At 74.6% G+C, this 25434-nt stretch carries 23 protein-coding genes; 8 read left to right on the top strand and 15 right to left on the bottom strand.

From position 1 onward, the window contains the following. The first annotated feature begins 270 nt into the window (after window positions 1-270). Window positions 271-1818 carry a N,N-dimethylformamidase beta subunit family domain-containing protein gene (locus ACIQOW_RS15205; RefSeq protein WP_401084527.1) on the top strand — a complete coding sequence of 516 codons (1548 nt, stop codon included), beginning with the start codon at window positions 271-273 and terminating at the stop codon, window positions 1816-1818. A 10-nt stretch (window positions 1819-1828) separates the two neighbouring features. On the opposite strand, the gene ACIQOW_RS15200 is transcribed toward ACIQOW_RS15205, so the two are convergent. Beyond that, complete coding sequence (locus ACIQOW_RS15200; RefSeq protein WP_401084270.1) at window positions 1829-2593, bottom strand: hypothetical protein; 765 nt, start codon at window positions 2591-2593, stop codon at window positions 1829-1831. Between the two features lie 222 nt (window positions 2594-2815). Here ACIQOW_RS15200 and ACIQOW_RS15195 point away from each other — a divergent pair, with 222 nt between their 5' ends. Together ACIQOW_RS15195 and ACIQOW_RS15190 are read left to right on the top strand one after the other, a co-directional pair. Then, the gene (locus ACIQOW_RS15195) at window positions 2816-3550 is read left to right on the top strand and encodes a polyprenol monophosphomannose synthase (RefSeq protein ID WP_401084267.1); all 735 of its coding nucleotides are present in this window, start codon (window positions 2816-2818) and stop codon (window positions 3548-3550) included. A 112-nt stretch (window positions 3551-3662) separates the two neighbouring features. Beyond that, on the top strand, window positions 3663-4916 hold the full coding sequence (locus tag ACIQOW_RS15190) for an aromatic acid exporter family protein (protein WP_401084264.1): 1254 nt from the start codon (window positions 3663-3665) through the stop codon (window positions 4914-4916). Window positions 4917-4974: 58 nt separating this feature from the next. On the opposite strand, the gene ACIQOW_RS15185 is transcribed toward ACIQOW_RS15190, so the two are convergent. From ACIQOW_RS15185 to ACIQOW_RS15160, 6 genes are all read right to left on the bottom strand, one after another. Next, window positions 4975-5424: an SRPBCC domain-containing protein gene (locus ACIQOW_RS15185; RefSeq protein WP_188301027.1), complete on the bottom strand. Its 450-nt coding sequence runs from the start codon at window positions 5422-5424 to the stop codon at window positions 4975-4977. A gap of 4 nt (window positions 5425-5428) precedes the next feature. After that, a complete protein-coding gene (locus ACIQOW_RS15180) occupies window positions 5429-5902 on the bottom strand; it encodes a VOC family protein (protein WP_401084261.1) in 474 nt (157 codons plus the stop codon). A gap of 86 nt (window positions 5903-5988) precedes the next feature. Then, window positions 5989-7995 carry a phosphocholine-specific phospholipase C gene (locus tag ACIQOW_RS15175; RefSeq protein WP_401084258.1) on the bottom strand — a complete coding sequence of 669 codons (2007 nt, stop codon included), beginning with the start codon at window positions 7993-7995 and terminating at the stop codon, window positions 5989-5991. Window positions 7996-8089: 94 nt separating this feature from the next. Then, entirely contained in the window at window positions 8090-9526 is a 1437-nt protein-coding gene (locus tag ACIQOW_RS15170) for an endonuclease/exonuclease/phosphatase family protein (protein WP_401084255.1), read from the bottom strand. 273 nt (window positions 9527-9799) lie between these two features. Next, window positions 9800-10066, bottom strand: coding sequence for a metal-sensitive transcriptional regulator (locus tag ACIQOW_RS15165; RefSeq protein ID WP_188301031.1), 267 nt, complete (start codon window positions 10064-10066; stop codon window positions 9800-9802). A 157-nt stretch (window positions 10067-10223) separates the two neighbouring features. Further along, window positions 10224-10571: a PRC-barrel domain-containing protein gene (locus tag ACIQOW_RS15160; RefSeq protein ID WP_401084251.1), complete on the bottom strand. Its 348-nt coding sequence runs from the start codon at window positions 10569-10571 to the stop codon at window positions 10224-10226. A 276-nt stretch (window positions 10572-10847) separates the two neighbouring features. Between ACIQOW_RS15160 and ACIQOW_RS15155 the strand changes: the two genes are divergently transcribed. Beyond that, window positions 10848-11639, top strand: coding sequence for an SAM-dependent methyltransferase (locus tag ACIQOW_RS15155; protein WP_401084525.1), 792 nt, complete (start codon window positions 10848-10850; stop codon window positions 11637-11639). Window positions 11640-11862: 223 nt separating this feature from the next. Here ACIQOW_RS15155 and ACIQOW_RS15150 read toward each other — a convergent pair whose 3' ends face one another. From ACIQOW_RS15150 to ACIQOW_RS15140, 3 genes are all read right to left on the bottom strand, one after another. Next, a complete protein-coding gene (locus ACIQOW_RS15150) occupies window positions 11863-12540 on the bottom strand; it encodes a response regulator transcription factor (protein ID WP_188301033.1) in 678 nt (225 codons plus the stop codon). Then, window positions 12537-13889, bottom strand: coding sequence for a sensor histidine kinase (locus ACIQOW_RS15145; RefSeq protein ID WP_401084247.1), 1353 nt, complete (start codon window positions 13887-13889; stop codon window positions 12537-12539). Before ACIQOW_RS15145 ends, ACIQOW_RS15150 begins: the two co-directional genes overlap by 4 nt. A 264-nt stretch (window positions 13890-14153) precedes the next feature. Beyond that, window positions 14154-16355, bottom strand: a complete 2202-nt coding sequence (locus ACIQOW_RS15140) for an MMPL family transporter (protein ID WP_401084244.1) — start codon at window positions 16353-16355, stop codon at window positions 14154-14156. A gap of 379 nt (window positions 16356-16734) precedes the next feature. On the opposite strand from ACIQOW_RS15140, the gene ACIQOW_RS15135 reads away from it, so the two are divergent. Genes ACIQOW_RS15135 through ACIQOW_RS15125 form a run of 3 tightly spaced genes read left to right on the top strand, consistent with a single transcriptional unit; the run spans window position 16735 to window position 19930 of the window. Then, a complete protein-coding gene (locus tag ACIQOW_RS15135; RefSeq protein ID WP_401084241.1) occupies window positions 16735-17859 on the top strand; it encodes a DegT/DnrJ/EryC1/StrS family aminotransferase in 1125 nt (374 codons plus the stop codon). 22 nt (window positions 17860-17881) lie between these two features. Next, window positions 17882-18826, top strand: coding sequence for an NAD-dependent epimerase/dehydratase family protein (locus ACIQOW_RS15130; RefSeq protein WP_401084238.1), 945 nt, complete (start codon window positions 17882-17884; stop codon window positions 18824-18826). A gap of 12 nt (window positions 18827-18838) precedes the next feature. Continuing rightward, entirely contained in the window at window positions 18839-19930 is a 1092-nt protein-coding gene (locus ACIQOW_RS15125; RefSeq protein ID WP_401084235.1) for a hypothetical protein, read from the top strand. 14 nt (window positions 19931-19944) lie between these two features. On the opposite strand, the gene ACIQOW_RS15120 is transcribed toward ACIQOW_RS15125, so the two are convergent. The 5 genes from ACIQOW_RS15120 to bla form a co-directional block, all read right to left on the bottom strand. Next, window positions 19945-20565 (bottom strand): hypothetical protein, encoded by a 621-nt coding sequence (locus tag ACIQOW_RS15120; protein WP_401084232.1) that lies wholly within the window; start codon window positions 20563-20565, stop codon window positions 19945-19947. 47 nt (window positions 20566-20612) lie between these two features. Continuing rightward, complete coding sequence (locus ACIQOW_RS15115) at window positions 20613-21389, bottom strand: polysaccharide deacetylase family protein (protein ID WP_401084229.1); 777 nt, start codon at window positions 21387-21389, stop codon at window positions 20613-20615. Window positions 21390-21455: 66 nt separating this feature from the next. Beyond that, window positions 21456-22271 (bottom strand): SDR family NAD(P)-dependent oxidoreductase, encoded by an 816-nt coding sequence (locus ACIQOW_RS15110; RefSeq protein ID WP_401084226.1) that lies wholly within the window; start codon window positions 22269-22271, stop codon window positions 21456-21458. A gap of 78 nt (window positions 22272-22349) precedes the next feature. Next, window positions 22350-23237, bottom strand: coding sequence for a hypothetical protein (locus ACIQOW_RS15105; protein WP_401084224.1), 888 nt, complete (start codon window positions 23235-23237; stop codon window positions 22350-22352). Window positions 23238-23366: 129 nt separating this feature from the next. Beyond that, on the bottom strand, window positions 23367-24332 hold the full coding sequence (bla, locus tag ACIQOW_RS15100; RefSeq protein ID WP_401084222.1) for a class A beta-lactamase: 966 nt from the start codon (window positions 24330-24332) through the stop codon (window positions 23367-23369). 421 nt (window positions 24333-24753) lie between these two features. Between bla and ACIQOW_RS15095 the strand changes: the two genes are divergently transcribed. Continuing rightward, the gene (locus ACIQOW_RS15095) at window positions 24754-25404 is read left to right on the top strand and encodes a sigma-70 family RNA polymerase sigma factor (protein WP_401084220.1); all 651 of its coding nucleotides are present in this window, start codon (window positions 24754-24756) and stop codon (window positions 25402-25404) included. Window positions 25405-25434 lie beyond the last annotated feature (30 nt).

Raw genomic sequence — 25434 nt, 5'->3', positions numbered from 1 at the left:
GCCGACACGCCCTGGTGCGCCCGTACGGCCCTCCCCGGTGACGGACCGTCCGCGGCCCGGCCCCGGCCGGCCCCGGCCGCGTCCGCACCCCGGCGCGGCGCGGCGCCCTGCACGGACCTCTCGGAACACGCGAGGATGTCCGCGCGCACCGACGCGCACCCACGGGCACGCGGGCACGGATGCGGGCACGCGGGCACGGACGGGGAACCGGGAAAGCAGGGGGTCACGGTGGCGGAGCCGAGCCGGCGGAGGATTCTGGGCCTGGGTCTGATGGCGGCGGCCGTCACCTCCTGCGGCCCCCGCCGTCCTGAGGCCGCCCCCGCCCCGCATCCGTCCACCGGCCCCGGCGCCGGGGTGCCCGCCACCGCCGGCCCGACCGCGGACGGGCACACCCCGGACGGGCACGCCGCCCCGAAGGCCGAGCGCACCCTCCCCGGCAACCCCGACTGGGAGATCACCGACCCCGGCCCCGACGGCGCCATCGAGGGCTTCGCCGACCGGGTCAGCGTCCTGCCCGGAGAGCCCTTCGGTCTGCACGTCTCCACCCCGGCCGCCGCGTTCACCGTCTCCGCCTACCGGATGGGCTGGTACGACGGCGCCCGCGCCCGGCTGGTCTGGCGCCGCGAGCACGTCCCCGGCGGCAGGCAGGCCGCGCCGCACGTGGACCCGGAGACCCGCACCGTGCTGACCGGCTGGCAGCGCACCCTCGCGGTGGACACCACCGGCTGGCCCGAGGGCGCCTACCTGCTGCGCCTGGACGCCGAGGACGGCTCCGGCCGGCGCTACGTCCCGCTCACCGTCCGCTCGGCGAGCACCGCGGGCAAGACCGTGATCATGAGCGCCCCGGCGACCTGGCAGGCCTACAACGAGTGGGGCGGGTACAGCCTCTACAACGGTCCGACCGGCGGCCTGGCCACCCGCTCGCTGAAGGTCGTCTTCGACCGGCCGTACGACTACGACCACGGCGCCGGGCTGTTCCTGGTCTACGAGGCGCCGCTGGTCGCCCTCGCCGAGCGGCTCGGCCTGCCGCTCGCCTACACCACCGGCATCGACGTGGCCCGCGAGCCCGGCCTGCTGGCCGGGGCGAGCGCCGTGCTGTCCCTCGGCCACGACGAGTACTGGTCGCCCGAGCAGCGCGCCCACGTGGCGGCGGCCCGGGACTCCGGGACCAACCTGGCGGTCCTGGGCGCCAACTGCTGCTTCCGCCGGGTCCGGTTCGAGCCCACCGACCTCGGTCCCGACCGCACGGTGGTCTGCTACAAGGACGCCTGGGCGCAGGACCCGGGCCACCGGGCGGGCGCCCCCGCGACCACGGACTTCCGGGCCGGACCGGGTGCCGACCCGGAGAGCTCGCTGCTCGGCGTCATCTACGACGGCTACCCGGTGGACGCCCCGTACGTGGTCACCTCGCCCGGGCACTGGGCCTTCGAGGGGACGGGCGTCGCGGCCGGGGCGGCCTTCCCGCACCTGGTCGGCGTGGAGTACGACCGGGTGCACACCGGTTTCCCCACGCCGCGCCCGATCGAGGTGATCGCCCACTCCCCCGTGGTCTGCGACGGCCGCCGCTCCCACAGCGACACCGCCTACTACACCGTGCCGAGCGGCGCCGGGGTGTTCGCCACCGGGACGATGCGCTGGGTCGAGGCCCTGGAGGCCCGCGGCCCCGGCGGGGGCAGGGCCGACCACGGGATCGACTCGCACGCCGGGGACCTGGTCCGCCGGGTCACCGAGAACGTCCTGCGGGCCTTCGCCGCCGGCCCGGCCGGCCGCACCCGGCCGGCGCAGGACAACCTCGCGGCCGTCTACGGCCCGGCGTAGCGGGCCGGGGTCAGCCGGCGGCAGGCGGGGTAAAGGTCTCCGCGGGGCCGAAGTCCGCATGGTGCTGCTTCGACACGACCGGCTTGCCGTCGACCATCATCGCCAGCTCGCCCCGGACCAGTCGGCCGTACCGGTCGATCCACTGCTGGCAGTCGATCGCCTCGACCCCCTGGCTCGTCAACCGGTCCGCGTACCACGGGTCCGCGCCGCGCACCTGGGCTGGCGAGAGCCGGGCACCCAGGTGGAACACCGGTACGCCCGCCTCGGTCTCCATGCCCTTGCGGGCGGTGGGACCGGCCTCCAGCAGGACCCTGGCGAAGCCGGCGGCCGCATCCGCGTCGCCGGTCATCCCCGCCCCGGAATCCGGGTCCGCCGTCCACCGGGTCCCGCCCTTCGCCTTGTCCCGCCGGTAGACGACGCCGTCGGCGGTCAGCGTCTCCGCCCAGGTCAGGATTTCGGCTCCGCGGACGGTCCGCTCCTCCGTGCGGGAGCCCTGGGTCCGGGTGCTGAAGTTGATCCGGCCCGTGGAGGTGAACACCTCCTTCTCGTCGCCCTCACCCGTCTCGACAGTCATCTCCGCGGTCACCGCGTAGGGCTCCCTGGAGCGCTGGGCCACCGCCACCGCCGGGTCGAAGGCGCCGGTGGCGTCGGAAGGTGCTCCGATGGCGCCGGCGGTGGGCGCCGGGGCGGCGCCGTCCGCGCCGCATCCCGTGAGCGCGGCCAGGGCGAGGGCCAGCGCGGTGACGGTCAGGGCGGTGTTGCGACGGATCGTCAAAGGAGTTCTCCGGCTCGTCGTTCGGGACGGGCGGTAGCCTCCCGCACCGCTCCATCGCGGTCGAACGGGTGTCCCGTCCCCGGTGCGGCCCCGCCGACCGGATGCCCCCGGACGGAGGGAGGCCCGGGCCCGGATACACTCGCACGGTCTACTAGCAGGTTCTTCCAGGACAACCGACCGGTGTGGCAGCGCGCCGCCGGCGAGGCACAAGGGAAACAGAACATGGTCGAGGCCTCCCCCAAGGTCGTTGTGGTCGTCCCCACGTACAACGAGCGGGAGAACCTCCCGGTCCTCGCGGGCCTGCTCGCGGAGCTTCCGGTGCCCAACCTGCACCTGCTGGTGGTCGACGACAGCTCGCCCGACGGCACCGGTGAGATCGCCGACAAGCTCGCCGCGGACTCCGACGGCACCGTGGGCGTGCTGCACCGCACCGAGAAGGACGGCCTCGGCCGCGCCTACCTGGCCGGCATGGCCAGAGCCCTGGACGAGGGCGCCGACATCGTGGTGCAGATGGACGCCGACCTCTCCCACCCGGCCTCCGCGATACCCGCGATGGTCGAGACGCTGCTCACCGACGACACCGCCGTGGTGCTGGGCTCCCGTTACGTCGACGGCGGCTCGACCGCCGAGGAGTGGCCCTGGCACCGCAAGGCACTGTCCTCCTGGGCGAACTTCTACGTCAACGCGATCCTCAGCCTCGGGGTGAAGGACGCCACCGCCGGGTTCAAGGCCTGGCGGGCCGGCACCCTGCGCGCCATCGACCTGCCGACCGTGCGGAGCAACGGCTACTCCTTCCAGGTCGAGATGAACTACCGGGTCGTCAAGCAGGGCATGACGATCCGCGAGGTGCCGATCCGCTTCGAGGAGCGGATCGAGGGCGCTTCGAAGATGAGCATGGGCGTGCAGGTCGAGTCCGCGCTGGCGCCCTGGAAGCTGCGCTTCAACCGCGAGGGCTGACCGCGCCACCGCCCCGGCCCCGGGCAGGCCCGATCAGGCCAGGTGCGGTCGTACGGGTGCCGGTCGGCCCCGGGACCGGTGTGAACGGCGGTGGCGGGGAAAGAAGGGCGTCATGGCCCTTCTCCCGGAGACACTCGCGGACCTGGTCCGCCGCAGCGCCCGAGAACCGTTCGTGGTCCAGACCGTCCGGGCCACCGTCGCGGCCACCATCGCCTACGCGGTGGCGACGCGGCTCAGCAGCGAGCCCGCCCCGCTGACGGCGCCGCTGACCGCGCTGCTGGTCGTCCAGGTCACCGTCTACTCGACGCTCAAGACCAGCATCCGCCGGGTCAACTCGGTGGTGGTCGGGGTGCTGATCGCGATCGGCTTCAGCGCCGTGGTCGGGCTCTCCTGGTGGAGCCTCGGGCTGATCATCCTGGCCTCGCTGGTCGTCGGCCGGTTCGTCCGGGTCGAGGAGTTCGTCCAGGAGGTCGCGATCAGCGCGATGCTGATCCTGGGCGTGACCAAACTCGCCTCGCAGGCCTGGGACCGGGTGCTGGAGACGCTCATCGGCGCCGCCGTCGGCCTGCTGTTCAACCTGGTGTTCGCGCCGCCGGTCTGGGTGGACACCGCCGGGGAGTCGATCGAGGACCTCGCCCGGCGGGCCCGCCAGCTGCTGCTGGACATCTCCGAGGAGCTGGGCCGCCCCACCCCCGTCGCCCGGGCCGCCGAGCGGCTGCACGAGGCCCGCCGGCTGGACCAGGCGATCGCCGACGTGGACGCGGCGCTGCGCCAGGCCGAGGACAGCCTGCGGTTCAACCCGCGGATCAGCGAGGGGCTGCTGTCCCGGCTGGTGCTGCGCACCGGGCTGGACACCCTGGAGATCTGCGTCGTGGTGATCCGGGTGCTGGCCCGCTCGCTGACCGACCTGGCCAAGAAGCGCGGGCCCACCGAGCGGCTCTTCCCGCCGGACGTCGCGGTGGGGCTGGAGGAGCTGCTGGCCCACGTCGGCGGCGCGATGGTGAGCTTCGCGGTGCTGGTGACCACCCAGGTGAGCCGCGACGCCGAGGAGGCGGAGCAGCGGCTGACCGCCGAGCTGGCGGCCGCCTGGGCCTGCCGGGAGAACGTCGCCCAGGTGCTGCTGCGCAGGGTCAGGGAGCACCCGGAGGCCTGGCAGCTGCACGGGTCGATACTGGCCGAGGTGGACCGCATCCTGGACGAGCTGGACCTGGAGCACCGCAGCCGGCGGCTGATGGAGGAGCTGGACCGGGCCTCGGTGGCGAACCGGGAGCGGTTCTCCCGCTACGCCTGGCTGCGCCGGCTGGTGCGCGGCGAGCGGGCCCGCGCCGGCCGGCCCGCCGTCAAGGAGGAGCGCCCGGCGGCGTAGGCCGGGCGCCGATCCCAGGGCACCACTTCCCCGGGCGCTACTTCTCCCGGCGCCGTCGTCAGGGCATCAGCCAGGGCTGCTGCGGCAGCGGGTGGCCGGTCTCCAGGTAGGTCTTGAGGTTGGCGAGCACCGCCGACCAGCCCTGTTCGGCGTCCGCCCGCCCGGCCTCGTCGGCGAGGTTCTCGTGGGTGACGGTGAGCCGGGTGAGGTCCTGCCAGCCCTGGATCTCGAAGGTGACCCGGGAGGGCCAGCCGGAGTGCTCCTCCTGCGGCCCGGCCCAGGTGGTGACCAGCCGGTGCGGGCGGTCGACGGCCTCGACGGTGCCGATGACGTCGGCGATGCCGGAGCCGTCGGTCCGCTGGTGCTCCCAGGGCGCGCCGGGCAGCCAGGTGGAGACGTTGCGGTGGCCCCAGTAGAGGCCGGACTCGTCGGCGTTGGTGAGCGCGTGCCAGACCCGCTCGGGGGTGGCCCGCAGGTAGGTGATGCCGCGGTGGCCGAGGGCGGTCACGGCCTCACCCCTTCGCCGCGTCGAGCAGCGGCTGGATCTCGATCTTCCGCATCCGCAGCATGGCCGCCACCACCCGGCTCGCCTTGGCCCGGTCCTCGTCGGCGATCAGGTCGAGCAGCACCCGCGGGGTGATCTGCCAGGAGAGGCCGTAGCGGTCCTTGAGCCAGCCGCACGGCCCCTCCTCGCCGCCGTCGGCGGTGAGTCCGGCCCAGAGGTGGTCGACCTCCCGCTGGTCCTCGCACGTCACCTGGAGCGAGATCGCCTCGGTGAAGTGGAACTCGGGGCCGCCGTTGAGGGCCACGTACTCCCGGCCCGCGAGCTCGAACCGAACGGTCATCACCGAGCCGGCCGGGCCGGGGCCGGTCGCGCCGTAGCGGGTGGTCCCGGTGATCCGGGAGTCCGGGAACAGGGTGGTGTAGAAGGCGGCGGCCTCTTCGGCCCGGTCGTCGTACCAGAGGAAGGTGGTGATCTTCTGCATGCGCCCGACGGTAGCCGCGGGCCGCGACGGGGCGGCCGAGCCACGGCCGGGGGTCACCGGATCGGCGCCCCCCGGCCGTCGCCGGGTCAGTGCACCCAGCCCGCGTAGCGCCGGACGAAGCGCTGGCCGGTGTGGGCGGTCACGACGACGTCGTAGCGGCCCTGCTTGTCCAGCGGCCAGGACACGTTGGCCTGCTTGCCCGGCTTGACCCAGACCGTCTGCGCGGTGCCCGCGAAGTCGTTGGGCGCGGCGGTGAAGGCGACGTCGGTCATCCCGTCGTTGGCCACCTGGAGGGTGAGCTTGCGGTTGCCGCGCAGGTCGGCGGTGACGATCGGCACGCCGATGTCGTTCTGGCCGTCCTGCCCGTCCCTGACCACGGTGCCGGCGAAGCGGCGGACGAAGCCGTCCGGGCCGTGCACGGTGAAGTCGTAGCGGCCGTCGGTGGCGGCGGCGTCCCAGACGTACCGGGCGGTGGCGCCGGGGGCGACGGTGTACGGGGTGCCGGCGAAGGGCAGCAGGATGTTCGGGTAGACGGTGTACGGGAAGGCCACCGAGCCGTCGTTGCTCATCGTGCAGGTGACCTTGCCGGTCCTGCGGTCCACCTCGGCGTCGGCCCAGGGCTGGTACGGCAGCGGGCGGTGCGGACGCTCGCCGCGCTCCTGGACCGGCATCGACTGGCCGCCGGCCGGCGGCAGCGCGACGCCGGGCAGCTTGGTGCCGGCGTCGGCCCTGGCCATCAGGGCCTTGGTGTCGGGCAGCGCCGGGACCGAGTGGTCGGGGGCGGCGAAGTCGAAGCAACTCGTGAGGTCTCCGCAGACGGCCCGGCGCCAGGCCGAGATGTTGGGCTCGGCCACCCCGGTCACCACCTCCATGAGGCGCAGTACCGACGTATGGTCGAACACCTGGGAGTTGACCCAACCCCCGCGCGACCAGGGCGAGATGACCCAGAGCGGTACCCGGTTGCCGAGGCCGATGGCGCGCCCCTGGGCGAACTCCTCGGGGGTGCCGGGCTCGGGGGTGGGCGGGACCATGTGGTCGAAGTAGCCGTCGTTCTCGTCGTACATCACCAGGAAGACGGTGTGCCGCCAGACCTCCGGGTTGGACATCAGCGACTGGAGCGCCTGGTCGACCCAGTGCGCGCCGTAGGCCGGTCCCGCCTCCGGGTGCTCGGAGAACAGGTAGGGGGCGACCAGCCAGGAGACGGTCGGCAGGGTGCCGTCCTTGCAGTGGCGGTCGAAGTCGGTGGGGTCGAACTTGGTCATCGCGTTGACGTACCGCGGGTCGTCGTGCGGGAAGTCGTGGAACTGCCGGAAGTAGGAGAGCGCGTTGTCGTCGTAGTCGCCGGTGCGGTCGTCCTTGCTGGGGTTGTGGTAGACGCGCCAGCTGACGCCGGCCGCCTCCAGGCGCTCGGCGTAGGTGGTCCAGTCGGCGACGGGGTTGTCGGTGACCGGGGTGTTGTCGATCCACGGGCCGGTGGTGCCGTCGCGGCCGGGGCCGGAGGTGCCGGTCCACAGGTAGAGGCGGTTGGGGTCGGTCGGGCCCGCCAGCGAGGTGAAGTAGGCGTCGCAGACGGTGAACGCGTCGGCCAGGGCGTACTGGTAGGGGATGTCGTCCCGGGTGAAGTAGCCCATGGTGCGCTCGCCCTTGGCGGCGATCCACTTGTTCATCGCGCCGTTGTTGATGGCCTGGTGGCCGGTGGCCCAGTCGTGCGGGAGGCCGCCGGCGTTCTGCGCGTTGTACTTGGCGGTGTCCATCCGGTACGGCAGCATCACTCCGCCGTCGCTGCGCCGGCCGTCGGGCTGGCGGAACACGTCGGCGCCGTCGGGGAACTGGAGCGCCTGCTTGTCACCGAAGCCGCGGACGCCGGCCAGGGTGCCGAAGTAGTGGTCGAAGGAACGGTTCTCCTGCATCAGGACGACGACGTGCCTGACGTCCTCGACGGTGCCGGTGAGCTGGGCGCCCGGCTTGGCGGCGGGGGCAGGGGCCGCGGGGCCCGGGGCGGCGGCGGCCTGGGTGGCCGTCAGGCCGGTCAGGGCGGTGGCGCCGGCGGCCGCGGTGGCGCCGACGAAGGTGCGGCGGGAGAGCTCGGACATGACGAACTGGCCTCTCGGGGCGGGGAGTCTGGGAGCCGGGGAGCGGAGTGCCGGGGGGGCTTGGGAGCCCAGGGGATCCGGGAGCCGGCGGCGCTCAGAGCTGGAAGGTGGCGACCGCGGCGGCGGTGTCGGAGGGCCATTCGTTGCCGGCGGCACCGGGCTCGGGCTGCGGCCAGTCGGCGACCAGGGTGTGCGCCTCGACCAGCTTCAGCGGGCCCGCGTACTGGACGTAGTCGGTCCGGTCCTGCGGCTCGGGGCGGTCGCCGCGCCGCTTGCGGGTGGGCGACCAGGTGGTGCCGGGTGCCTTGACCGGGTCGCGGTTCTCCTCGCGGAAGGTGTCGGTCAGTCCGGCGCCCTGGAGGGCCACGGTGACCGGCCAGGCGAGCGCGCCGATCCCCTGGTGGGCGGCGGCGGTGGCGGCCGTCCAGTCCCGGTGCGAGGGCGAGGCGAGCGCGCCGGCCAGCACCACCGGGGTGCGCCGGGCGATGTCCGCGCGCACGGCGGCGGCCAGCGCGTCGGCCTGCTTCAGCCGCAGCGAGCCGTTCTCGGCGGCGACCACCTCGGCGGCGGTCCGGCCGTCCTGGACGGCGTACGGGCCGTAGCCCGCCTCGTCCAGGTGGGCGGCCCAGAAGCGGACGCTGCGGCCGCCGGGCAGCCGGAGGGTGGCCGCGGCGGCGGGCAGCTCGGCGGTCGGCGCGGTGACGTCGGTGAGCGGGTGGCGGCTGAGGATGCCGATGCTGCCCGGGCTCTGGTAGGCGTACCAGCCGAGGGCGTCGGCCAGGGACTTGGCCCGCTCCCCCGCGGTCTCCTGGAGGCCGAGCACGTCCAGGCCCTGGGCGAGGACCACCCGCAGCTGCTTCTCCAGCGCGTCGGTGTGGGCCGCGCCCGCGTCGTGCAGGTTCCAGCTGGCGGCCTTGAGCCGCGGCGGGGCGGCCGGGTCCACCACCGGGACCAGGACGGTGACGGTGTCGGTGGCGCCCGCGCTGTCCCTGACGCCGACGACGACCGGCTCGGGGTTCCCGCCGGGGGTGGCGGTGGCGGTGCCGGTGAGCGTGCCATCGGCGCTGACCGTGGCCCAGGCCGGCCCGCTGACCTTGCGGTAGCCGGCGGAGCCGGCCGGGTTGCCGGCCGGGCGGGACCAGAGGCCGCCCAGCCGGACCGTCACGGCGGAGCCCGGGGCCACCGGCGTGGCGGTGAACGAGTCGACGGCGGCGTGCGGGCGGACGACGGCGGGCTCGGGGCGGAAGCTGAACGGCTCGGTGCGGGCGAGGATCCCGTAACCGTCCTTGGCCAGCAGGTAGGCGGTGTACGGGCCGCCGGTCAGCGCGGAGGTGTCGAGCTGGACGTCGCCCGACGCACTGGCGGTGTACTTCCACAGCAGCGAACTGCCGTTGCCGGGCGGGCGGTCGCCGTCGTAGATGCCGACCCAGTTCTTGGCGTCGGGGGCGTCGGTGGTCCAGCGGAAGGTGAGCCGGTCGCCTTCGGTGGGGTTGGTGGAGGAGGTGAGGGTCAGGGTGCTGCCTGCGGCCACGGTTGTCCTGTCCGCCGCCCGGGGCCGGGTCCGCCGGGGGACGGCAAGCCGGGGCCGGGTACGGCTGGTCACGGAGGCTGGGAGAAGGAGGCGCGCAGTTGGCTGTACAACTGCGGGCAGCCCTCATTCACCCGAAGGCCGGCGACCTGCGCATGAACGACGTGTGACGGAGTGTCGGGCGGTGCGGGAACTTCGGTGGGGACGCGGCGAGGGCCGTGGTGGATCCGCCCACCACGGCCCTCGCCGGACCATGCTCCCGAGGCTGCGCGCCGGTCAGGCCAGCGCGAGGAAGAGCTTCTCCAGCTCGGCCTCGCTCATCGGCGAGGCGCCCTCGTCGGCGGCGGCCATGCACTGGCGCATGCCACTCGCGACGATCTTGAACCCCGCCCGGTCGAGGGCGCGCGAGACGGCGGCGAGCTGGGTGACCACGTCCTTGCAGTCCCGGCCCGCCTCGATCATCGCGATCACTCCGGCCAACTGGCCCTGCGCGCGACGCAGCCGGTTCAGGACCGCGCCGACCGCTTCCTCGTCCACCTGCATGTCGGGCCGCCTTTCCCATCGACTGTCGATGGACAAGTGTACCCGGCGGGGTATTCATTCCCGGGTGGCGAACGTCGTGCCCGGCTCGGCGGTCCCGGTCGTCCCACCGATCCCACCAGCCCTACCGGTCCCGCTGGTCCCGGCGGCCCCGGTCGTCTCAGCGGCGGGCCAGCCGGCGCTCCCCGCCTGCCCCGGTCTCGTACGGGAGCTCGTAGTGCGCGAAGACGGCCGGCTCGTCCTCGGCGGGCAGCACGTCGTCGGTACCGATCGCCGGGGCCTGCTTGACCTGGTTGCGGGGGTACACCACCCGGACGTAGTCCGGCCCGGCCACCGCCCCGTCCAGCGGGACGAACACCAGCCGGCGCCGTCCGGCGAAGCCGACCGCCACGGTGGCGAAGAACGGCTCGTCACTGGCCGTCTCCACGTAGACGGACTCCAGCGAACCGATGCGGTGGCCCTTGTCGTCGACCACGGCGTGGCCGCGCCACTCGCGGATGTCTGCCATTGCGATTCCCACGGCCCCGCCTCCCGTCCCCGGCTGTTCCACTGCCCCGGCCTCCCATCCTGCGCCGCCACCGGCGGAGGCGCGCGGCGAGGACGTGTGCCCGGCCCGCCCGACGAAAGGGACATACGGGGGTGACCCGGCCAACCGGCACCGAGGCCGTGACCTGGGCTTTAGGCTGGCCGCCAGCAGGACAGCGAGTTGATCACCAGTGGTGTCTGGGCGGAGGAGACGGCAGCCGTGGGATACGAGAACATGCGGGAGTCCGGCGAGGCCGGGATGCCGGCCGACCTGCGGCCCGACGTGCCGCACCCGGCCCGGATGTACGACTACTACCTCGGCGGGAAGGACAACTTCCCCGCCGACCGCGCCGCCGCCGAGAAGGCGCTCGCCGCCAACCCGGAGTTCCGCTCCACGGCCCGCGCCAACCGGGGTTTCCTGACCCGCGCGGTGCGGTGCGTCGCCGCCCTCGGCACCGAGCAGTTCCTCGACGTCGGCACCGGCATCCCGACCGCCGGCAACACCCACGAGATCGCCCAGGCGGCCAGGCCGGGCGCGCGGGTCGTCTACGTGGACAACGACCCGATCGTGCTCAGCCACGCCCGCGCCCTGATGGCCGGCTCGGGCCCCGGCCGCACCGCCGTCATCCGGGCCGACCTGCGCGAGCCCGCCGCCCTGCTGGACACCGTCCGGGCAGTGGGACTGCTCGACTTCTCCCGCCCGGTCGGACTCGTCCTCGCCGCGGTCCTCCACTTCCTGCGGGACGAGGACAAGCCGTACCAGGCCCTCGGCACCCTGCTGGACGCCCTGCCCTCCGGCAGCCACCTGGTCCTCTCGCACGGCACCGCCGACTTCATCCCGTCCGAGATCCGCGACCGCGTCACCGGCGTCTACGACAAGGCCACCGCGCCGCTCGTCGGCCGCTCCCGCGAGGAGGTCCTGGCCTTCTTCGAGGGGCTCGACCTCCTCGACCCCGGCGTGACCACCGTCCCCCTCTGGCGCCCCGAGACCACCCCCGCCCACGGTGCCGACCGGGTCAGCATGTACGGCGCGGTGGCCCGCAAGCCCTGACGGCACTCGCGCGGGCCGCGGGCCGGGCCCACGCCGCCGCCGGATTCCGCGTGGTGGTCCGGACCGCCTGGACCGGAGCGGACAGCCGGGCCATCACCGCGGGGGCGCCGAACGCGCGTGGGTGGAGCACCTGATGGGGCACCCGCCGGACCGCTACGGGCACGCCCGGGGGCGGAGCGCGGCCGGGAGTGACCCCTCGGTGCCCGGAGACCGCTCAGACCACTCAGAGCGGGCGGCCGGGCGGGACCAGGCCGGTCTGGTAGGCGATGGCGACGAGCTGGGCCCGGTCGCGGGCGTCGAGCTTGGACATCGCCCGGTGGACGTGGGTGCGGACGGTGAAGGGACTGACGAACATCCGCTCGGCGATCTCCTCGTTGGTGAGGCCGGTGGCGGCCATCGACATCACCTCGCGCTCCCGGGCGGTGAGGACGGCCAGCCGCTCGCTGGTGAGGGCGCCGGACGCCGGTTCGGGCTGGGCCAGGAGCTGGTCGATCACGGCCCGGGTGGCGGCGGGCGAGAGCAGTGCGTCGCCCGCCGCGACGGTGCGGACGGCGGCGAGCAGCTCCTTCGGGTCGGCCCCCTTGCCGAGGAAGCCCCCGGCGCCGGCACGCAGCGCCTGGGCCACGTACTCGTCGATCTCGAAGGTGGTGAGGATGAGCACCCTGGTGCCGGACAGCTCCGCGTCCCCGCAGATCTCGGCGGTGGCGCCGAGGCCGTCGGCGCCGGGCATCCGGATGTCCATCAGCACCACGTCGGGCCTGGTGGCCCGGGCGAGCGCGACGGCCTCCCGGCCGTCGGCGGCCTCGCCGACCACCTCCATGTCCTCCTCCGCGTCGATCAGCATGCGGAAGGCGCCGCGCAGGAGGGCCTGGTCGTCGGCGAGCAGTACCCGGATGGTCATGCGTGGTCCCTGTCCTCTCGGACCGCGGCGTCCGCTCGGGCGGTGCGGTCCTGTCCTTCGGCTGGTGCGGGGCGATCGGTGCGGGCGGTGCGCGCGGCCTGGGCTGCGCGGGCCAGGTCGGCGGCGGTGACCGCCTCGGGGCCCTCGTCGCGGGCGCCGGTGCGCAGCGGCAGTTCGGCGGTGACCAGGAAGCCCCCGTCGGGCCGCCGGTCGGCGCTGAGCCGGCCGCCGACCGCGCCGGCCCGCTCGCGCATGCCGATCAGGCCGAAGCCGCTCTCGCTCGGGGGGTGCCGGGGCAGCGGGACGGCGCGGGGGCGGCCGGTCGCGGTCGGACGGCCGTTGGCGACGCTGACCGCGACCCGGCTGCCGCTGTAGGCGAGGGTGATCTGGGCGTCGGCGCCGTGGGCGTGCTTGGCCACGTTGGTCAGCGACTCCTGGACGATCCGGAAGGCGGTGAGGCCGACGCCGGGCGACAGCGGGCGGGCCTCCCCCTCGACGGTGAGCCGGACCGGCAGGCCGGCCCGCTCGAAGGTGTTGATCAGCTCGGGCAGCCGGTCGAGCCCGGGGGTGGGTTCGAGCGGGGCGGGCTCCTCGGCGCGGCGCAGCAGGCCGACGGTGGCGCGCAGTTCCTGGAGGGCCGAGCCGGTGGCGTCGGTGATGTGGCTGAGCACCTCGCGGGCCTGGACGGGGTGGCTGTCCATGAGGTGGACGGCGATGCCGGCCTGGGCGTTGGCGAGGGCGATGTGGTGGGCGACCACGTCGTGCAGGTCGCGGGCGATCCGGATCCGCTCGTCGGCGACCCGCCGGAGGGCCTCCTCCTCGCGGGTGCGCTCGGCCCGTTCGGCGCGCTCCTCGATGGCCGCGAGGTGGGCGCGGCGGTTGCGGATGGAGTCGCCGAGGGCGCCGGGCAGCAGGGCCCAGGCGAGGACGCCGAGCCGTTCGCCGAGCGGGCCGCTCGGGCCGAACAGCAGCGCCATCCCGGTGAGCAGGACGGCGGTGGCGATCGAGGCGCGCAGCGCGGTGGCCCGGTCGGTGCGGACGGCGAGGCAGTAGAGCGCGACCAGCAGCGGGGCGGCCAGGGCCGGGCTGAGCCGGGGGCTGGTGGAGGTGAGCAGCACGGTGCAGAGCAGTGTGACGGCGACCACCGCGCGCGGGTGGCGGCGGTGGGCGAAGACGGCGGTGGCGGCGCCCAGCGCGATGGCACCGGTGAGCGGGTCGAGTCCGGTGTAGCGGCCGCCGCTCTGGTCGATGGTGGCTCCGAGGCCGGTGACCGTGATCAGGGCCGCGCCTCCGGCGATGTCGAGCAGCCGCGGATGGTCGCGGCGCAGACGCTGCCAGATGTCGCTCATGCTCGTGCTCTCCGGGTCGGGTTGCCCTGGCCGCGCCCTCGCCGGGCGGCACCGGTTCGTGCCGCGCGGGCCCCGGTGGGGGTGGCGGTCCTGGTCGGAGGCCTCCGCGACGGGCGGTGGCCTCCGACAGCAACGGTAACGGTTGGGCTCGAACCGGTGTCCGAGCCGGATGTGACCGGACCCGGCCGTGGCGGTGCCTGGCCGGGTCCGGGGTGGTGCCAGGACCGGCCCGGGTGGATCCGGGCCGGACCGGGCGGCACCGGTCTAGACGGTGACCGACTCCCTGGCCTGAGCCTGCTCGGGGGCGGCGGCCTCCAGCTTGCTGCCCTCGACGTCGACGTCCGGTATCAGCCGGTCGAGCCAGCGCGGCAGCCACCAGGCTCGGCGGCCGAGCAGGGCGAGGACGGCCGGGACGATGGCCATCCGGACGATGAAGGCGTCGAAGGCGACGGCCGCGGCCAGGCCCAGACCCATCATCTTGATCATCGGCTCGTTCATCCCGATGAAGCCCGCGAAGACGGCGATCATGATGAGGGCCGCTGCGGTGACCACCCGGGCGTTGTGCCGGAAACCGGTGACGATCGCCTCGCCGGGCTCCTCGCCGTGGACGAAGCCCTCACGGATCCGGGTGACCAGGAACACCTCGTAGTCCATGGCGAGGCCGAAGACCACACCGATCATGAAGATCGGCATCATGCTCATCACCGGGCCGGTCTGCTCCACCCCGATCAGGCTCGCCAGCCAGCCCCACTGGAAGACCGCGACCACGGCGCCGAGCGCGGCGACCACCGAGAGCAGGAAGCCGAGGGCCGCCTTCAGCGGGACGAGGACGGAGCGGAAGACCACCAGCAGCAGGATGACGGCGAGGCCGACCACCACGGTGAGGTACGGCAGCAGCGCGTCGGACATCTTCTGGGAGACGTCGATGTTCATCGCCGTGGTGCCGCTGACCAGGACCGTGGCCCCGGTGGCCGTCTTCAGGCCGGCCGCGTCGCCGCGGATGGCGTGCACGATGTCCTTGGTCTCGGCCTCGCTCGGACCGGTCGCGGGGACGGCGTTCAGCAGGGCGGTGTCGCCCTCCTTGTTGAACATCGGCGGCGTCACCGCGACGACCCCGGGCAGGCCGGAGACCTTCTTGGCGACCTCGTTCGCGGCGGCCTTCGGGTCGGCGACGCCCTTGGCGTCCACCATGACCGTCAGCGGGCCGTTGAAGCCGGGACCGAAGCCCTCGGAGAGCAGGTCGTAGGCGCGGCGCTGGGTGGTGGAGGTGGGCTTGGACTCGTCGCCCGGAAGGCCGAGCCGCAGGTCGAGCGCGGGGGCGGCGAGCACGCCGAGCGCGATCACGCCGCCGAGCAGCACCGCGAGCGGACGGCGCAGGATGAAGCGGGCCCAGCGGGCGCCGCCGTTCTCCTTCGCGGCCGGGGCCGCCGCGGCGCCCGCCTTGCGGGCCTTGCGGGGCAGCACCTTGCGGCCGAGGAAGCCGAGCAGCGCGGGGACCAGGGTGAGCGCGACCAGCACGGCGATCACGACCGTCCCGGCGGCGGCCATGCCCATCTTGGCCAGGATCGGGATGCCGACCACGGAGAGGCCGGCGAGCGCGATCACCACGGTGAGGCCGGCGAAGACCACCGCGGACCCCGCGGTGCCGACGGCCCGGCCCGCCGCCTCCTGGGGCGTACGGCCCTCGGCGAGTTCGGCGCGGTAGCGGGAGACGATGAACACCGCGTAGTCGATGCCGACGGCGAGGCCGAGCATCATCGCGAGCGTGCCGGTGGTGGCGGAGAGCCCCAGCGTGCTGCCGAGCGCGGTGATCAGCGCCATGCCGAGGCCCACGCCGATCACCGCCGTGAGCAGCGGCAGGCCGGCCGCGAGCAGCGAGCCGAAGGTGATCACCAGGACGACGGCGGACAGCGCCATGCCGATCGCCTCGCTGCTGCCGCCCGCGTCGGGCTTGGCCATCAGCGCGGTGCCGCCGATCTCGACCTTGAGCCCCGCGTCCCGGCCGTGCTGGGCGGCCTGCTCCAGGGTGTCGGTGGCCTCCTTGGACACCTCGCCGACCTTGGCGGAGTAGTTGACCGTCGCGTAGGCGGTGGTGCCGTCCTGGGAGACCGCGCCCTGCATCTTGAACGGGTTCACCGCGCCGGTGACCTGCTGGGACCGGGCGACCTCGTCGACCGTCCGCTCGACCGCCTGCTGGTTGGGCCCGGCGGTGATCTTCTGGCCGGAGGGGGCGACGAACACCAGGCGCGCCATGGCTCCGTCGGCGTGGCCGCCGGGGAAGCGCTCGTTCATCAGGTCGAAGGCCTTCTGCGCCTCCGTACCGGGCATCGCGAAGCCGTCGTCGGGTGCGGCGGGCGCCTTGGCCGCCAGGACTCCGCCGACCGCCAGCACGGCGACCCAGAGGAAGGTCACCAGCCGGCGCCGGACGAAGGCCCATCGGCCCAGGCTGTAAAGGAACGTGGCCACGGGAGAGCGGACTCCTTCGGATGCGGTTCTCGGGAACGAACGCGCCGCGGCCGGCCGGAGGTCCTGGCGGACGCGGTCCGCCGCAGCATGACCAATCCTTGATCGCCGGCCCCTGCTCCGTCGTCGTCCCTGTGCAGGCCGTTTGCGTACTGCGGACGCAGTAGTGCCATCCCCCGCACGGAGGAGCGCACGCCCGGCACCGGAAGTAGGGCCCGGACCTGCGACGGAAGCAGATCCGGTCACCCGCGCGGGCCTCGACGGCGGGCCGCGGCCCGGTGGGCGAAGTAGCGTGATGTGCCTGACCCGTCCGCTGACGTGCGGTTCGGGAGGATCCGTCCCGATCGGTGCTGCTCGCGCAGCCCGCCGCCGGAGGTGCCCCATGGGCGTTCCAGCCGCCCGCATCGTGTTCGACGAGAGCGACCGCGCGGCGGTCGCCGAAGCGGTGACCGAGATGCTCACCACCGGCGCGCTGACCCTCGGTCCGTGGACCGGGCGCTTCGAGCAGGCCTTCGCCGCCGAGCACGGCGCCTCGCACGCCGTCGCGGTGAGCAGCGGCACGGCGGCGCTGGAGGTGATCCTGCGCAGCGTCGACGTCCGGGGCCGCGACGTGGTCGTCCCCGCCGTCACCTTCTACGCGACCGCCGGCGCGGTGGTTCACGCGGGCGGGCGGCCGGTGTTCGCCGACGTCGACCCGGCCACCCTCGCGCTCTCCCCCGAGGCCCTGGAGGCGGCGCTCACCCCGGACACCGCCGCGGTCGTCCTGGTGCACGTCGGCGGGCTGGTCGGCCCGCAGGTGCACGCCCTGCGGGCGCTCTGCGACCGGCGCGGCATCCCGCTGGTCGAGGACGCCGCGCACGCCCACGGCAGCAGCTTCGAGGGGCGTGCCGCCGGGACCTTCGGCCTGGCCGGGGCCTTCTCCTTCTACCCGACCAAGGTCACCACCAGCGGCGAGGGCGGGATGATCCTGACCGAGTCTCCGGAGCTGCGCGACGAGGCCCGGATCTACCGCGACCAGGGCAAGGGCTCGTTCACCACCAACCACCACGTGAGGCTCGGCTACTCCTGGCGGATGAGCGAGCCGCACGCCGCGATCGGCGCGGTGCACCTGCGCCGGCTGAAGGAGTTCATCGAGACCCGCCGGGCCGTCGCCCGCCGCTACGACACGGCGCTGTCCGGGCTGGACGGGCTCGACCCGGTGCTGGAACCGCCCGGTTGCCGCGGCAACTACTACAAGTACGTGGCGCTGCTGCCGGCCGGGGTGGACCGCGCGGAGTTCAAGCGGACGCTGGCCGAGGAGCACGGGGTGCGGCTGTCCGGCGAGGTCTACGACCTGCCGCTGCACCTCCAGCCGGTGCTCGCCCCGTACCGGCGCGGGCCGCTGCCGGTGGCCGAGGACGTCTGCGCGCGGCAGGTCTGCCTGCCGGTGCACTCCGACATGACCGAGGACGAGACGGAGCAGGTGATCGACGCCGTCTCCGCGGTGTACCGGCACCTGGCCGGATAGCCGGAGCGAAGGGAGCAAGATCGTGCGGATAGCCGTCACCGGGGGCTGCGGATTCATCGGCTCACACGTCGTGGACCACCTGATCGCGGCCGGCCACGACGTCCTCGCGGTGGACACCACCGACAAGTACCTCAACCCGGACGCCGAGCACGCGCGGCTCGACGTCCTCGACCTCAAGGCGCTCACCGCGGCGCTGGCCGGCAGCGAGGTGGTCTACCACCTGGCCGCGATGGCCGATGTCGAGCGGGTCTGCGCCGACCCGGTCCGCGCGGTGCGGACCAACATCGACGGCACCGAGGCCGTCCTGGAGGCCGCCCGGCGCAGCGGTCTGAGCCGGACCGTGCTGGCGAGCACCGTCTGGGTCTACGGAGCCGCCCTCGCCGACGAGCAACTCGACAGCGGCGAGCAGGAGTTGGACGAGCACGTGCCGATCGGGCTGGAGCACAGCGGCCACCTGTACGTGGCCACCAAGCTCGCCGCCGAGATGCTGGTGCACAGCTACCGCGAGCTCTACGGGCAGCACTTCACCATCCTGCGCTACGGCATCCCGTACGGGCCCAGGATGCGCGACGAACTGGTCGTCGCCCGGTTCGTCCAGGCCGCGCTGGCCGGGCGGCCGATCACCATCGCCGGCGACGGCCGGCAGAGCCGCAACTTCGTCTACGTCGAGGACCTCGCCGACGCCCACGTGCGGGCCCTCTCCCCCGCCGCCGAGGACCAGACCTTCGCGCTGGAGGGCTCGACGGCCGTCTCGGTACGGGACATCGCCGACACCGTGGACGGACTGCTCGGGCCCGTCACCATCGAGCACATCGACGGGCGGAAGGCCGACTACGCGGGGCGGCGGATCTCCTCGGCGCAGGCCAAGCGGCTGCTGGGCTGGTCGCCGAGCACCAACTTCACCGACGGCGTGCGCCGGTACGCGGACTGGTACCGGGCCTCGCTCGGCTCGGCCGCCGCCGGCTGACGGGGCCGCCCGATGCCGCACGCCCTGCTGGTCTCGGGATCGCTCGGGCAGGGCCACGACGTGATGGCCCAGGCCTGCGCGGACACCCTGCGCGAGCGCGGCTGGACCACCCGCACCGTGGACGCGATGGCCCTGCTCGGCCGGCGCTCGGGCGCGGCCGGGGAGGCGGTGTTCCGCCGGCTGCTCGACCTGCCCGGGGTGTACGACGCCTTCCACTTCTCGGCGCTGCGGCCGGGCGCCAGGATCGCGCTGCTCGCCGACGCGGCGGCGCGCGGCCGGCTGGTCCCCGCGCTGCGGGAGCTGATCGAGGCGCAGCGGCCGCAGCTGGTGGTCTCGGTGTTCGCCACCGCGACCTCGGCCGTCAACCGGCTGCTGCGGCAGGCGCCGGAACGGGAGTTCCGGCACTTCGTGTTCTGCACCGACGTGACGCCCCACCGGCTCTGGGTGCAGGAGGGGACGGACCTGTTCCTGGTCACCTCACAGGTCGCCGGGTGCGCGGTGCGGCGGTACCTGCCGGACGCCGACATCGCCGTCGTGCCCGCGCCGCTGCGGGAGCCGTTCTACCGGCCGCCGGAGCGGGCCGCGGCCCGGGCGGAGCTGGGCGTGCCGGCGGGCGCCCGGTGCGTGCTGCTGATGTCGGGCTCCTGGGGGCTCGGCCCGCTCGCCCGCACCGCCGCCTCGCTGGCCGCCGCCGGGCCGCACGTGCTCGCGGTGGCAGGGCGCAACCGGGAACTGGAGCGCCGGCTGCGGGCCGCCGCGCGCCGGGAGCCCCGGCTGCACCCCTACGGGTACACCGACCGCGTCCCCGCGCTGATGGCCGCCGCCGACCTGGTGGTCACCAGCTCGGGCGACACCTGCAGCGAGGCCCGCGCCCTGGGGCGGCGGCTGCTGCTCCTCGACGTGGTGCAGGGGCACGGGCGCGACAACCTCCAGCACGAGCTGGAACTCGGCCACGCCGATGTCGCCACCGCCCGCCCGGCCGAGGTGGTCCGCAACGCCCTGGCCGCGCTCGGCCGCCCCGAGCCCGCGCCGTCCGTCGGCGCGACACCGGCGGCGTGGCAGGCGGGGTTCGGGGCGGCGCTGCGGAGGGTGGGGCTGGGGTAGCCGCGGCAGGCGGGTCAGTACAGGCCGTCGGCGCCCGAGCAGGTGAGGGTGCCGGTCACCGTGCCGGTGTCGCCGAGTTCCTCGGTGACGGGCATCGCGGTGAGCGTCGCGCCGTGGGCGGTACGGCTCGCCTGCCCGCCGATCGGGACGCTGCCCTTCCAGAGCACCGGACGGAAGCCCTTGAGGGTCAGCAGCAACCGGGCCTCGCCGTCCTTGAGGACGAGTTCGGCGAGTGCGTCGTTCAGGCTCCTGGGGGTCGCGGTGAGGCTCAGGGCCCCGGTCGGTGAGGCCTCGCCGACGCAGGCGACCGAGGCGAAGCGGTAGCTGCCGCCGTTGGCCGCGGCGAGGGTCAGGCCGCTGCCGACGGACGTCCCTGACCCCGGGTCGGGGGTGCCGGAGGACGGCGTGACGGTCTGCGTGACGGACGGAGCGGGAGCGGTCGGGGCGGGGGCGGTCGGGGCGGGGGCAGTCGGGGCGGGAGCGGTCGGTGACGCGGCAGAGGCCGAGGGCGGGCCGGACGAGACGACCGGCCCGGGCGACGAGCCGGATCCGCCGCAGCCGGCCACCAGGAGGGCGGCTGCTCCCAGCGCGACGAAGGACCAAAGTCGGTGCAATGAACGGACGTTGACGTTCACGGGCGACCCCCTGCTCGTTCGGCGTGGTGGTCCTGACGACGCGTCGGTCACGCCGGACGGTTCCGCCCGGCGGGCGGGTGCACCCCGTGGTCGCGGAGGGGGCCGAGGGTGAGCCGGTGGGTGCGGCAGTGGGCGGCGATCAGCGGGAGGGCGGCGAGGGTGGCGCGCCAGGAGCCGGGGGCGGAGGTGCAGTCGGAGTCGTGCAGCAGGAGGGTGGCGCCGCCGGTGAGGCCGGGGCGGGCGGTCGCGTAGACGGACTCGCCGGTGGCCTCCGCCGTCCAGTCCCGCCCCCAGGCGGTCCACAGCACGCTGCGCAGACCGAGCCGGCGGGCGGCCAGGGCGGGACCGGCGGTCAGGACGCCGTACGGCGGGCGGTACCAGAGCGGGCGGGCACCGCAGAGGTCGGTCACGGCCTCGTCGGCGCGGCGCAGTTCGCGCAGGTCACGGGCGGGGGCCGGGTACCACTGCCGCCGGTGGTGCCAGCCGTGGACGGCCACCTCGTGGCCGCGCAGCACCAGCTCGCGGCCGAGCGCGGGGGCGCGTTCCAGCATCGCGCCGAGCAGGAAGAAGGTGGCGCGGACACCGAGTTCGTCCAGCGCGTCGAGGACGTACGGGGTGCTGCCCGGATCGGGGCCGTCGTCGAAGGTCAGGGCGATGTGGGCGGGCGCGGTGCCGTGGCCCGCGGTGCGCCGGGCCAGGGTGCGGCGCAGCGGCGGGAGCCGGACGGCGGCCGGGGCGAGGTGCAGGAACTCGACGCCGGCGGCGAGGGCGAGGACCGTGGCGGCGGACTTCCCCGGGCGCCCGGCGCTCGTTCGGCACGTCATGGGGCACGCCCTCCGGCACGCACCCCAACGCCGCGCCCTGATCCGACAAGATCCACGAGACGCGCCCTATCCGAAGCGCGCGGCCATCCGGCGGAACACGCCAGGCGCCGCGCCGTGGACGCGGGCCGGGAAGCCGAGCCACTGCGGGACGTACAGGCGGTCGCGCTCGGTGGTGATGGTCGCCACCACGATCTCGGCGACCCGCTCCGCGGTGACCGGGCGGGGCCGCTCGCGCTGGTACGGCGTGCCGCGCCGGTCGAAGAACGGGGTGTCCACCGCCCCCGGGAGCACCAGGCGCACCCCCACCCCCGTACCGCGCAGCTCGTACCAGAGGCTCTCCGCGAACATCGTCAGCCCGCCCTTGGTGGCCGCGTAGCCGGACTCCTCGCGCACGCCGACCTGGCCGGCCATCGAGCCGAGCAGCACGATCCGGCCGTGGCGGCGCTCCAGCATGCCGGGCAGCAGCAGTCGGACCAGGCGCAGCGGGGCGGCGAGGTTGACCTCGATCATCCGGTCCAGGGTGTCCGAGGGCGTGCGGGCGTACGGGCCTCGCCAGCCGAGGCCGGCGCTCGCGATCAGGGCGTCCACCCGGCCGGCCTCGGCCAGGGCGGCCTCGGCGAGGCGGGACGCGCCGTCCGGCTTGCTCAGGTCCTCGGGCAGGGCGCGGCCTCCGGTGCGGTCGGCGAGTTCGTCGAGGCGGGCGCGGTCGGTGCCGGAGAGCAGGGTGTGCCAGCCCGCGCCGGCCAGGCGGACGGCGGTGGCGAGGCCGATCCCGGAGGAGGCGCCGGTGATCAGCGCGACGGGGCGGTCGGCCGGGTCCGCGGGGCTCGTCGAGTCCTGCGGGGCCGACCGCCGGGGTCGGGGGTGGGGCTCCTCCGCCATCGGGCACCTGCCGCTCTGTGACCGGTTCGCCGTCCGTTTTGTCCGGCAAGTCACCTTCGCATGACGCAGTCGTCCGGGCTACCGGGGCGGGACGGCCGGCGCCGCCTCCGCGTCCCGGTGCGGAGCGGACAGTTCGGCGGACGCGCCTTCGAGTTCGCCGAAGCGGGAGAGCACGAAGGTGCCGCCCACCGCCACCGCGAAGCCCGTCAGCGCGCACCACTCGAATCCGGGGCGCGCGGCGTCGCCGAGCGCCGTCACGCCGACCAGCGCCGGGCCGAAGGTCTCGGTCACCGTGCCGGCCGCGGTCGCCGCGGTGACCGTGCCGCGTTGCAGGGCCAGGGCGTAGGCCAGGTAGCCGCCGAGGCCGCCGAGGGCCAGCGCGTAGGCGGCGGGGTCGGTGAGCGCGGCGAGCGGGCCGGACACATCCAGGACCCGGACGGCCAGACTGGTCACGCCGAAGCCGATCCCGGCCAGCAGCCCCAGCCCGGCCGCGGCCACGTTGCCGCCCCGGCGCACCAGGACCAGGGTCGCGGCCAGCACGACGGCCGTGGTGGCGAGCAGCGCCCAGTGGAAGGCGGGCGCGGCGTGGTTGCGCCCCTCCTGGCCGGAGCCGAGTGCCAGCAGGGTCAGCCCGACGACCACGGCGAGGATGCCGGCGAGATCGCCCCGGCGGAGCCGTGCGCCCAGCAGCCAGACGGCGGCCGCGGCGGTGACGGCCAGGCTGGCGTTGGTGACGGCCTGCGCGAGGAAGAGCGGGAGGGTGCGCAGGGCGACGATGCTCAGCACGAAGCCGAGGATGTCCAGCAGCGTGCCGAGGACGAACTGCCAGGACCGCACCAGCCCGGCCAGCAGCCCCACCCGCACCCGGTCGGCGCGCGGCACCGACCGTGCCCCGCGCGCCTGGAAGACCGACCCGAAGCCGAAGCACACGCAGGCGGCCGACGCGGTGGCGAGTCCCAGCAGCATGCCTCTCCCAGCCTCGCGGGGCAGCATCGATCCACCACCAGTCTGTGCCCGGTGGAGCGGGGACGCACGGGTGGAGGGGCCGGGACCGGGAGGGGCCCGGCGGCCCGCGCCGGGCAGCGGGACCGGATGCTAGCCGAGGGCGCCCGCGAGCAGGGTGGCGGTCCTGGCGACCAGCGGTTCGTCCATCGGGGCCGCCTCGGCCGGCTGGGTGGTCAGGACGGCGAGCAGGACGGGGGCGCCGGACGGGGTCCAGGCGATGCCGACGTCGTTGGTGGTGCCGTAGCGCCCGGTGCCGGTCTTGTCGGCGAGGGCCCAGTCCGCCGGGAGGCCCGCGCGGAAGCGGTGGGTGCTGGTGGTGTTGCCCCGCAGCCAGCCGGCGAGCAGGTCCCGCTTGGCCGGCGGCAGGGCGTGGCCGAGGACGAGGTGGCCGTAGGTGCCGGCGATGGCCTGCGGGGTGGTGATGTCGGTGCGGCGGTCCGGCTCGGCGCTGTTGAGCTCGGGCTCCCAGCGGTCCAGACGGGTGACGCGGTCGCCGATCGACCGGGCGAAGCGGGTGACGGCGGTCGGCCCGCCGAGCTCGCGCAGCATCAGGTTGGCCGCGGTGTTGTCGCTGTGGTCGACTGCGGCGGCGCAGAGTTCGGCGACCGTCATGCCGTTCGCCAGGTTCTTCTCCTCGCTGGTGACCGACCCGCCGCCGGCCCGCACGATGTCCTCGGCGGTGTAGTGGATCCGCTTGGCGAGGAACTCCCCGTCGCGGTCGAGGTCCCGCAGGACGGCGGCGACCGCGACGGTCTTGAGGACCGAGCACATCGGGAAGAGCTCGTCCGCGCGGAACCGGACGGTCCGGCCGGTGGTCAGGTTGCGGGCGAAGACGCCGAGGCGGGCGGCGTGCTCCTGTTCGAGGGCGGCGAGGGCCGGATGGAGGCCGGTGCCGACGGACGGATCGGCGGACGGGCCGGCGGCGGACGCCGCGAACGCCGGTCCGCCGGTCGCGGCGGTGACGGCGACGGCCGCGCCGAATCCGAGGCCGAGGACGGCCCGACGGCTGTGACCGCCGTGACGGCTGGGGCGGGCTTCCGAAGGCTGCGGACGCATGTTCCTCCTCCGATCGATTGTCGCGGCGCGGGCCGCCTTCTCGATCAGCAGGACGCGCTTCGAGCGCCGATGGTTCGTCAGCGGCCGTAACCGGGGGCCTGGTTCACCCGACGGCCCGTCCCTCCCTGCCGGACGGCCACCGCCGCGCACTCCCGAGAGGGCGAGCGCTCGACCGGCTCGCTCACTCCGAGGCCGTCGGGGACGCAGTGGAACAGGGCATCGGGGAGAGCGCGACCGGGCGGGACCGGTCGCGTCCCGAACAGCTTCGGAGCATACCAATCAACCATCGGCGCCCATGAGATGACCATCTGTATTCGGATTGCATCCTGGAGTGACAGGCCTGATGGAATGAGGATGGGCACCTACAGCCCGACCCTCGGGTGGCCCGGCGAGCAGCCCACGGCCACGGAAAGCAGGCCCGATGACGATCGACAGGGGTGCCCCGGCGCGCAGGTACCGGGGTGCCACGGCCGTGGCGCACGTCCGCGGGGCGGAGGCCGAGCCGGCGGCCGGTGCCGACCGCGATGCCCGGTCCGACCCCGGGCTCCGCCTGGGCATCGCCTACGACGCCTTCTGCGAGACGCATGAACCAGCCTGGCATGCCCTCGCGTTGACCCGGATAGGCAAGCGGTCCGACGCGGCGCTGGTGGTCGGAGCGGTGAAGGCCGACCTGGCCCGCTGCTGGCCGCAGGTGTTGCAGTTCGAGGAACCGGCCGCGTACGCCTGGCGGTTGGCCAACGGGCACATCGCGGACTGGGTGGCCGCCGACGACTCGGTCGAGGTGGAGGCGGTCACCTTCGCGGCGGTGATCGGCGCCTTCAAGCAGGTCGCGAAGGGGCTGCTGCACAGCGAGGCGGACGAGGTGCGGCTGTACGCGGCGATCCTCGAACTGCCGGACCGGCAGCGGGACGTGGTGATCCTCCGCTACCTGCTCGGCCTGCACGTCAAGGTGATCGCGGCCTACCTGGGAGGGCCGGTGGCCACCGTGCACTCCAACCTCCGGCACGCCAGGGAGCGGCTGGCGCGCCGCCTCGGCGTGGGTGAACTCCCGGACAGCGGAGGCGAACTGTGACGGCGCTACCGGAGGAGCGGACCCCGGCCG

It is taken from the genome of Kitasatospora sp. NPDC091335 (assembly GCF_044757205.1).
Lineage (GTDB): Bacteria > Actinomycetota > Actinomycetes > Streptomycetales > Streptomycetaceae > Kitasatospora.
This window is presented reverse-complemented; position numbering and strand designations above follow the sequence as displayed.

Excerpts from the sequence above, each read along its gene's own strand:
- ACIQOW_RS15145 (WP_401084247.1), bottom strand. The coding sequence starts at position 13,889 with ATGAGCGACATCTGGCAGCGTCTGCGCCGCGACCATCCGCGGCTGCTC.
- ACIQOW_RS15160 (WP_401084251.1), bottom strand. The coding sequence starts at position 10,571 with ATGGCAGACATCCGCGAGTGGCGCGGCCACGCCGTGGTCGACGACAAG.
- ACIQOW_RS15190 (WP_401084264.1), top strand. The coding sequence starts at position 3,663 with ATGGCCCTTCTCCCGGAGACACTCGCGGACCTGGTCCGCCGCAGCGCC.
- ACIQOW_RS15105 (WP_401084224.1), bottom strand. The coding sequence starts at position 23,237 with ATGCTGCTGGGACTCGCCACCGCGTCGGCCGCCTGCGTGTGCTTCGGC.
- ACIQOW_RS15175 (WP_401084258.1), bottom strand. The coding sequence starts at position 7,995 with ATGTCCGAGCTCTCCCGCCGCACCTTCGTCGGCGCCACCGCGGCCGCC.
- ACIQOW_RS15195 (WP_401084267.1), top strand. The coding sequence starts at position 2,816 with ATGGTCGAGGCCTCCCCCAAGGTCGTTGTGGTCGTCCCCACGTACAAC.
- ACIQOW_RS15110 (WP_401084226.1), bottom strand. The coding sequence starts at position 22,271 with ATGGCGGAGGAGCCCCACCCCCGACCCCGGCGGTCGGCCCCGCAGGAC.
- ACIQOW_RS15125 (WP_401084235.1), top strand. The coding sequence starts at position 18,839 with ATGCCGCACGCCCTGCTGGTCTCGGGATCGCTCGGGCAGGGCCACGAC.
- ACIQOW_RS15165 (WP_188301031.1), bottom strand. The coding sequence starts at position 10,066 with ATGCAGGTGGACGAGGAAGCGGTCGGCGCGGTCCTGAACCGGCTGCGT.
- ACIQOW_RS15205 (WP_401084527.1), top strand. The coding sequence starts at position 271 with ATGGCGGCGGCCGTCACCTCCTGCGGCCCCCGCCGTCCTGAGGCCGCC.
- ACIQOW_RS15135 (WP_401084241.1), top strand. The coding sequence starts at position 16,735 with ATGGGCGTTCCAGCCGCCCGCATCGTGTTCGACGAGAGCGACCGCGCG.
- ACIQOW_RS15115 (WP_401084229.1), bottom strand. The coding sequence starts at position 21,389 with ATGACGTGCCGAACGAGCGCCGGGCGCCCGGGGAAGTCCGCCGCCACG.
- ACIQOW_RS15150 (WP_188301033.1), bottom strand. The coding sequence starts at position 12,540 with ATGACCATCCGGGTACTGCTCGCCGACGACCAGGCCCTCCTGCGCGGC.
- ACIQOW_RS15095 (WP_401084220.1), top strand. The coding sequence starts at position 24,754 with ATGACGATCGACAGGGGTGCCCCGGCGCGCAGGTACCGGGGTGCCACG.
- bla (WP_401084222.1), bottom strand. The coding sequence starts at position 24,332 with ATGCGTCCGCAGCCTTCGGAAGCCCGCCCCAGCCGTCACGGCGGTCAC.
- ACIQOW_RS15180 (WP_401084261.1), bottom strand. The coding sequence starts at position 5,902 with ATGCAGAAGATCACCACCTTCCTCTGGTACGACGACCGGGCCGAAGAG.
- ACIQOW_RS15155 (WP_401084525.1), top strand. The coding sequence starts at position 10,848 with ATGCCGGCCGACCTGCGGCCCGACGTGCCGCACCCGGCCCGGATGTAC.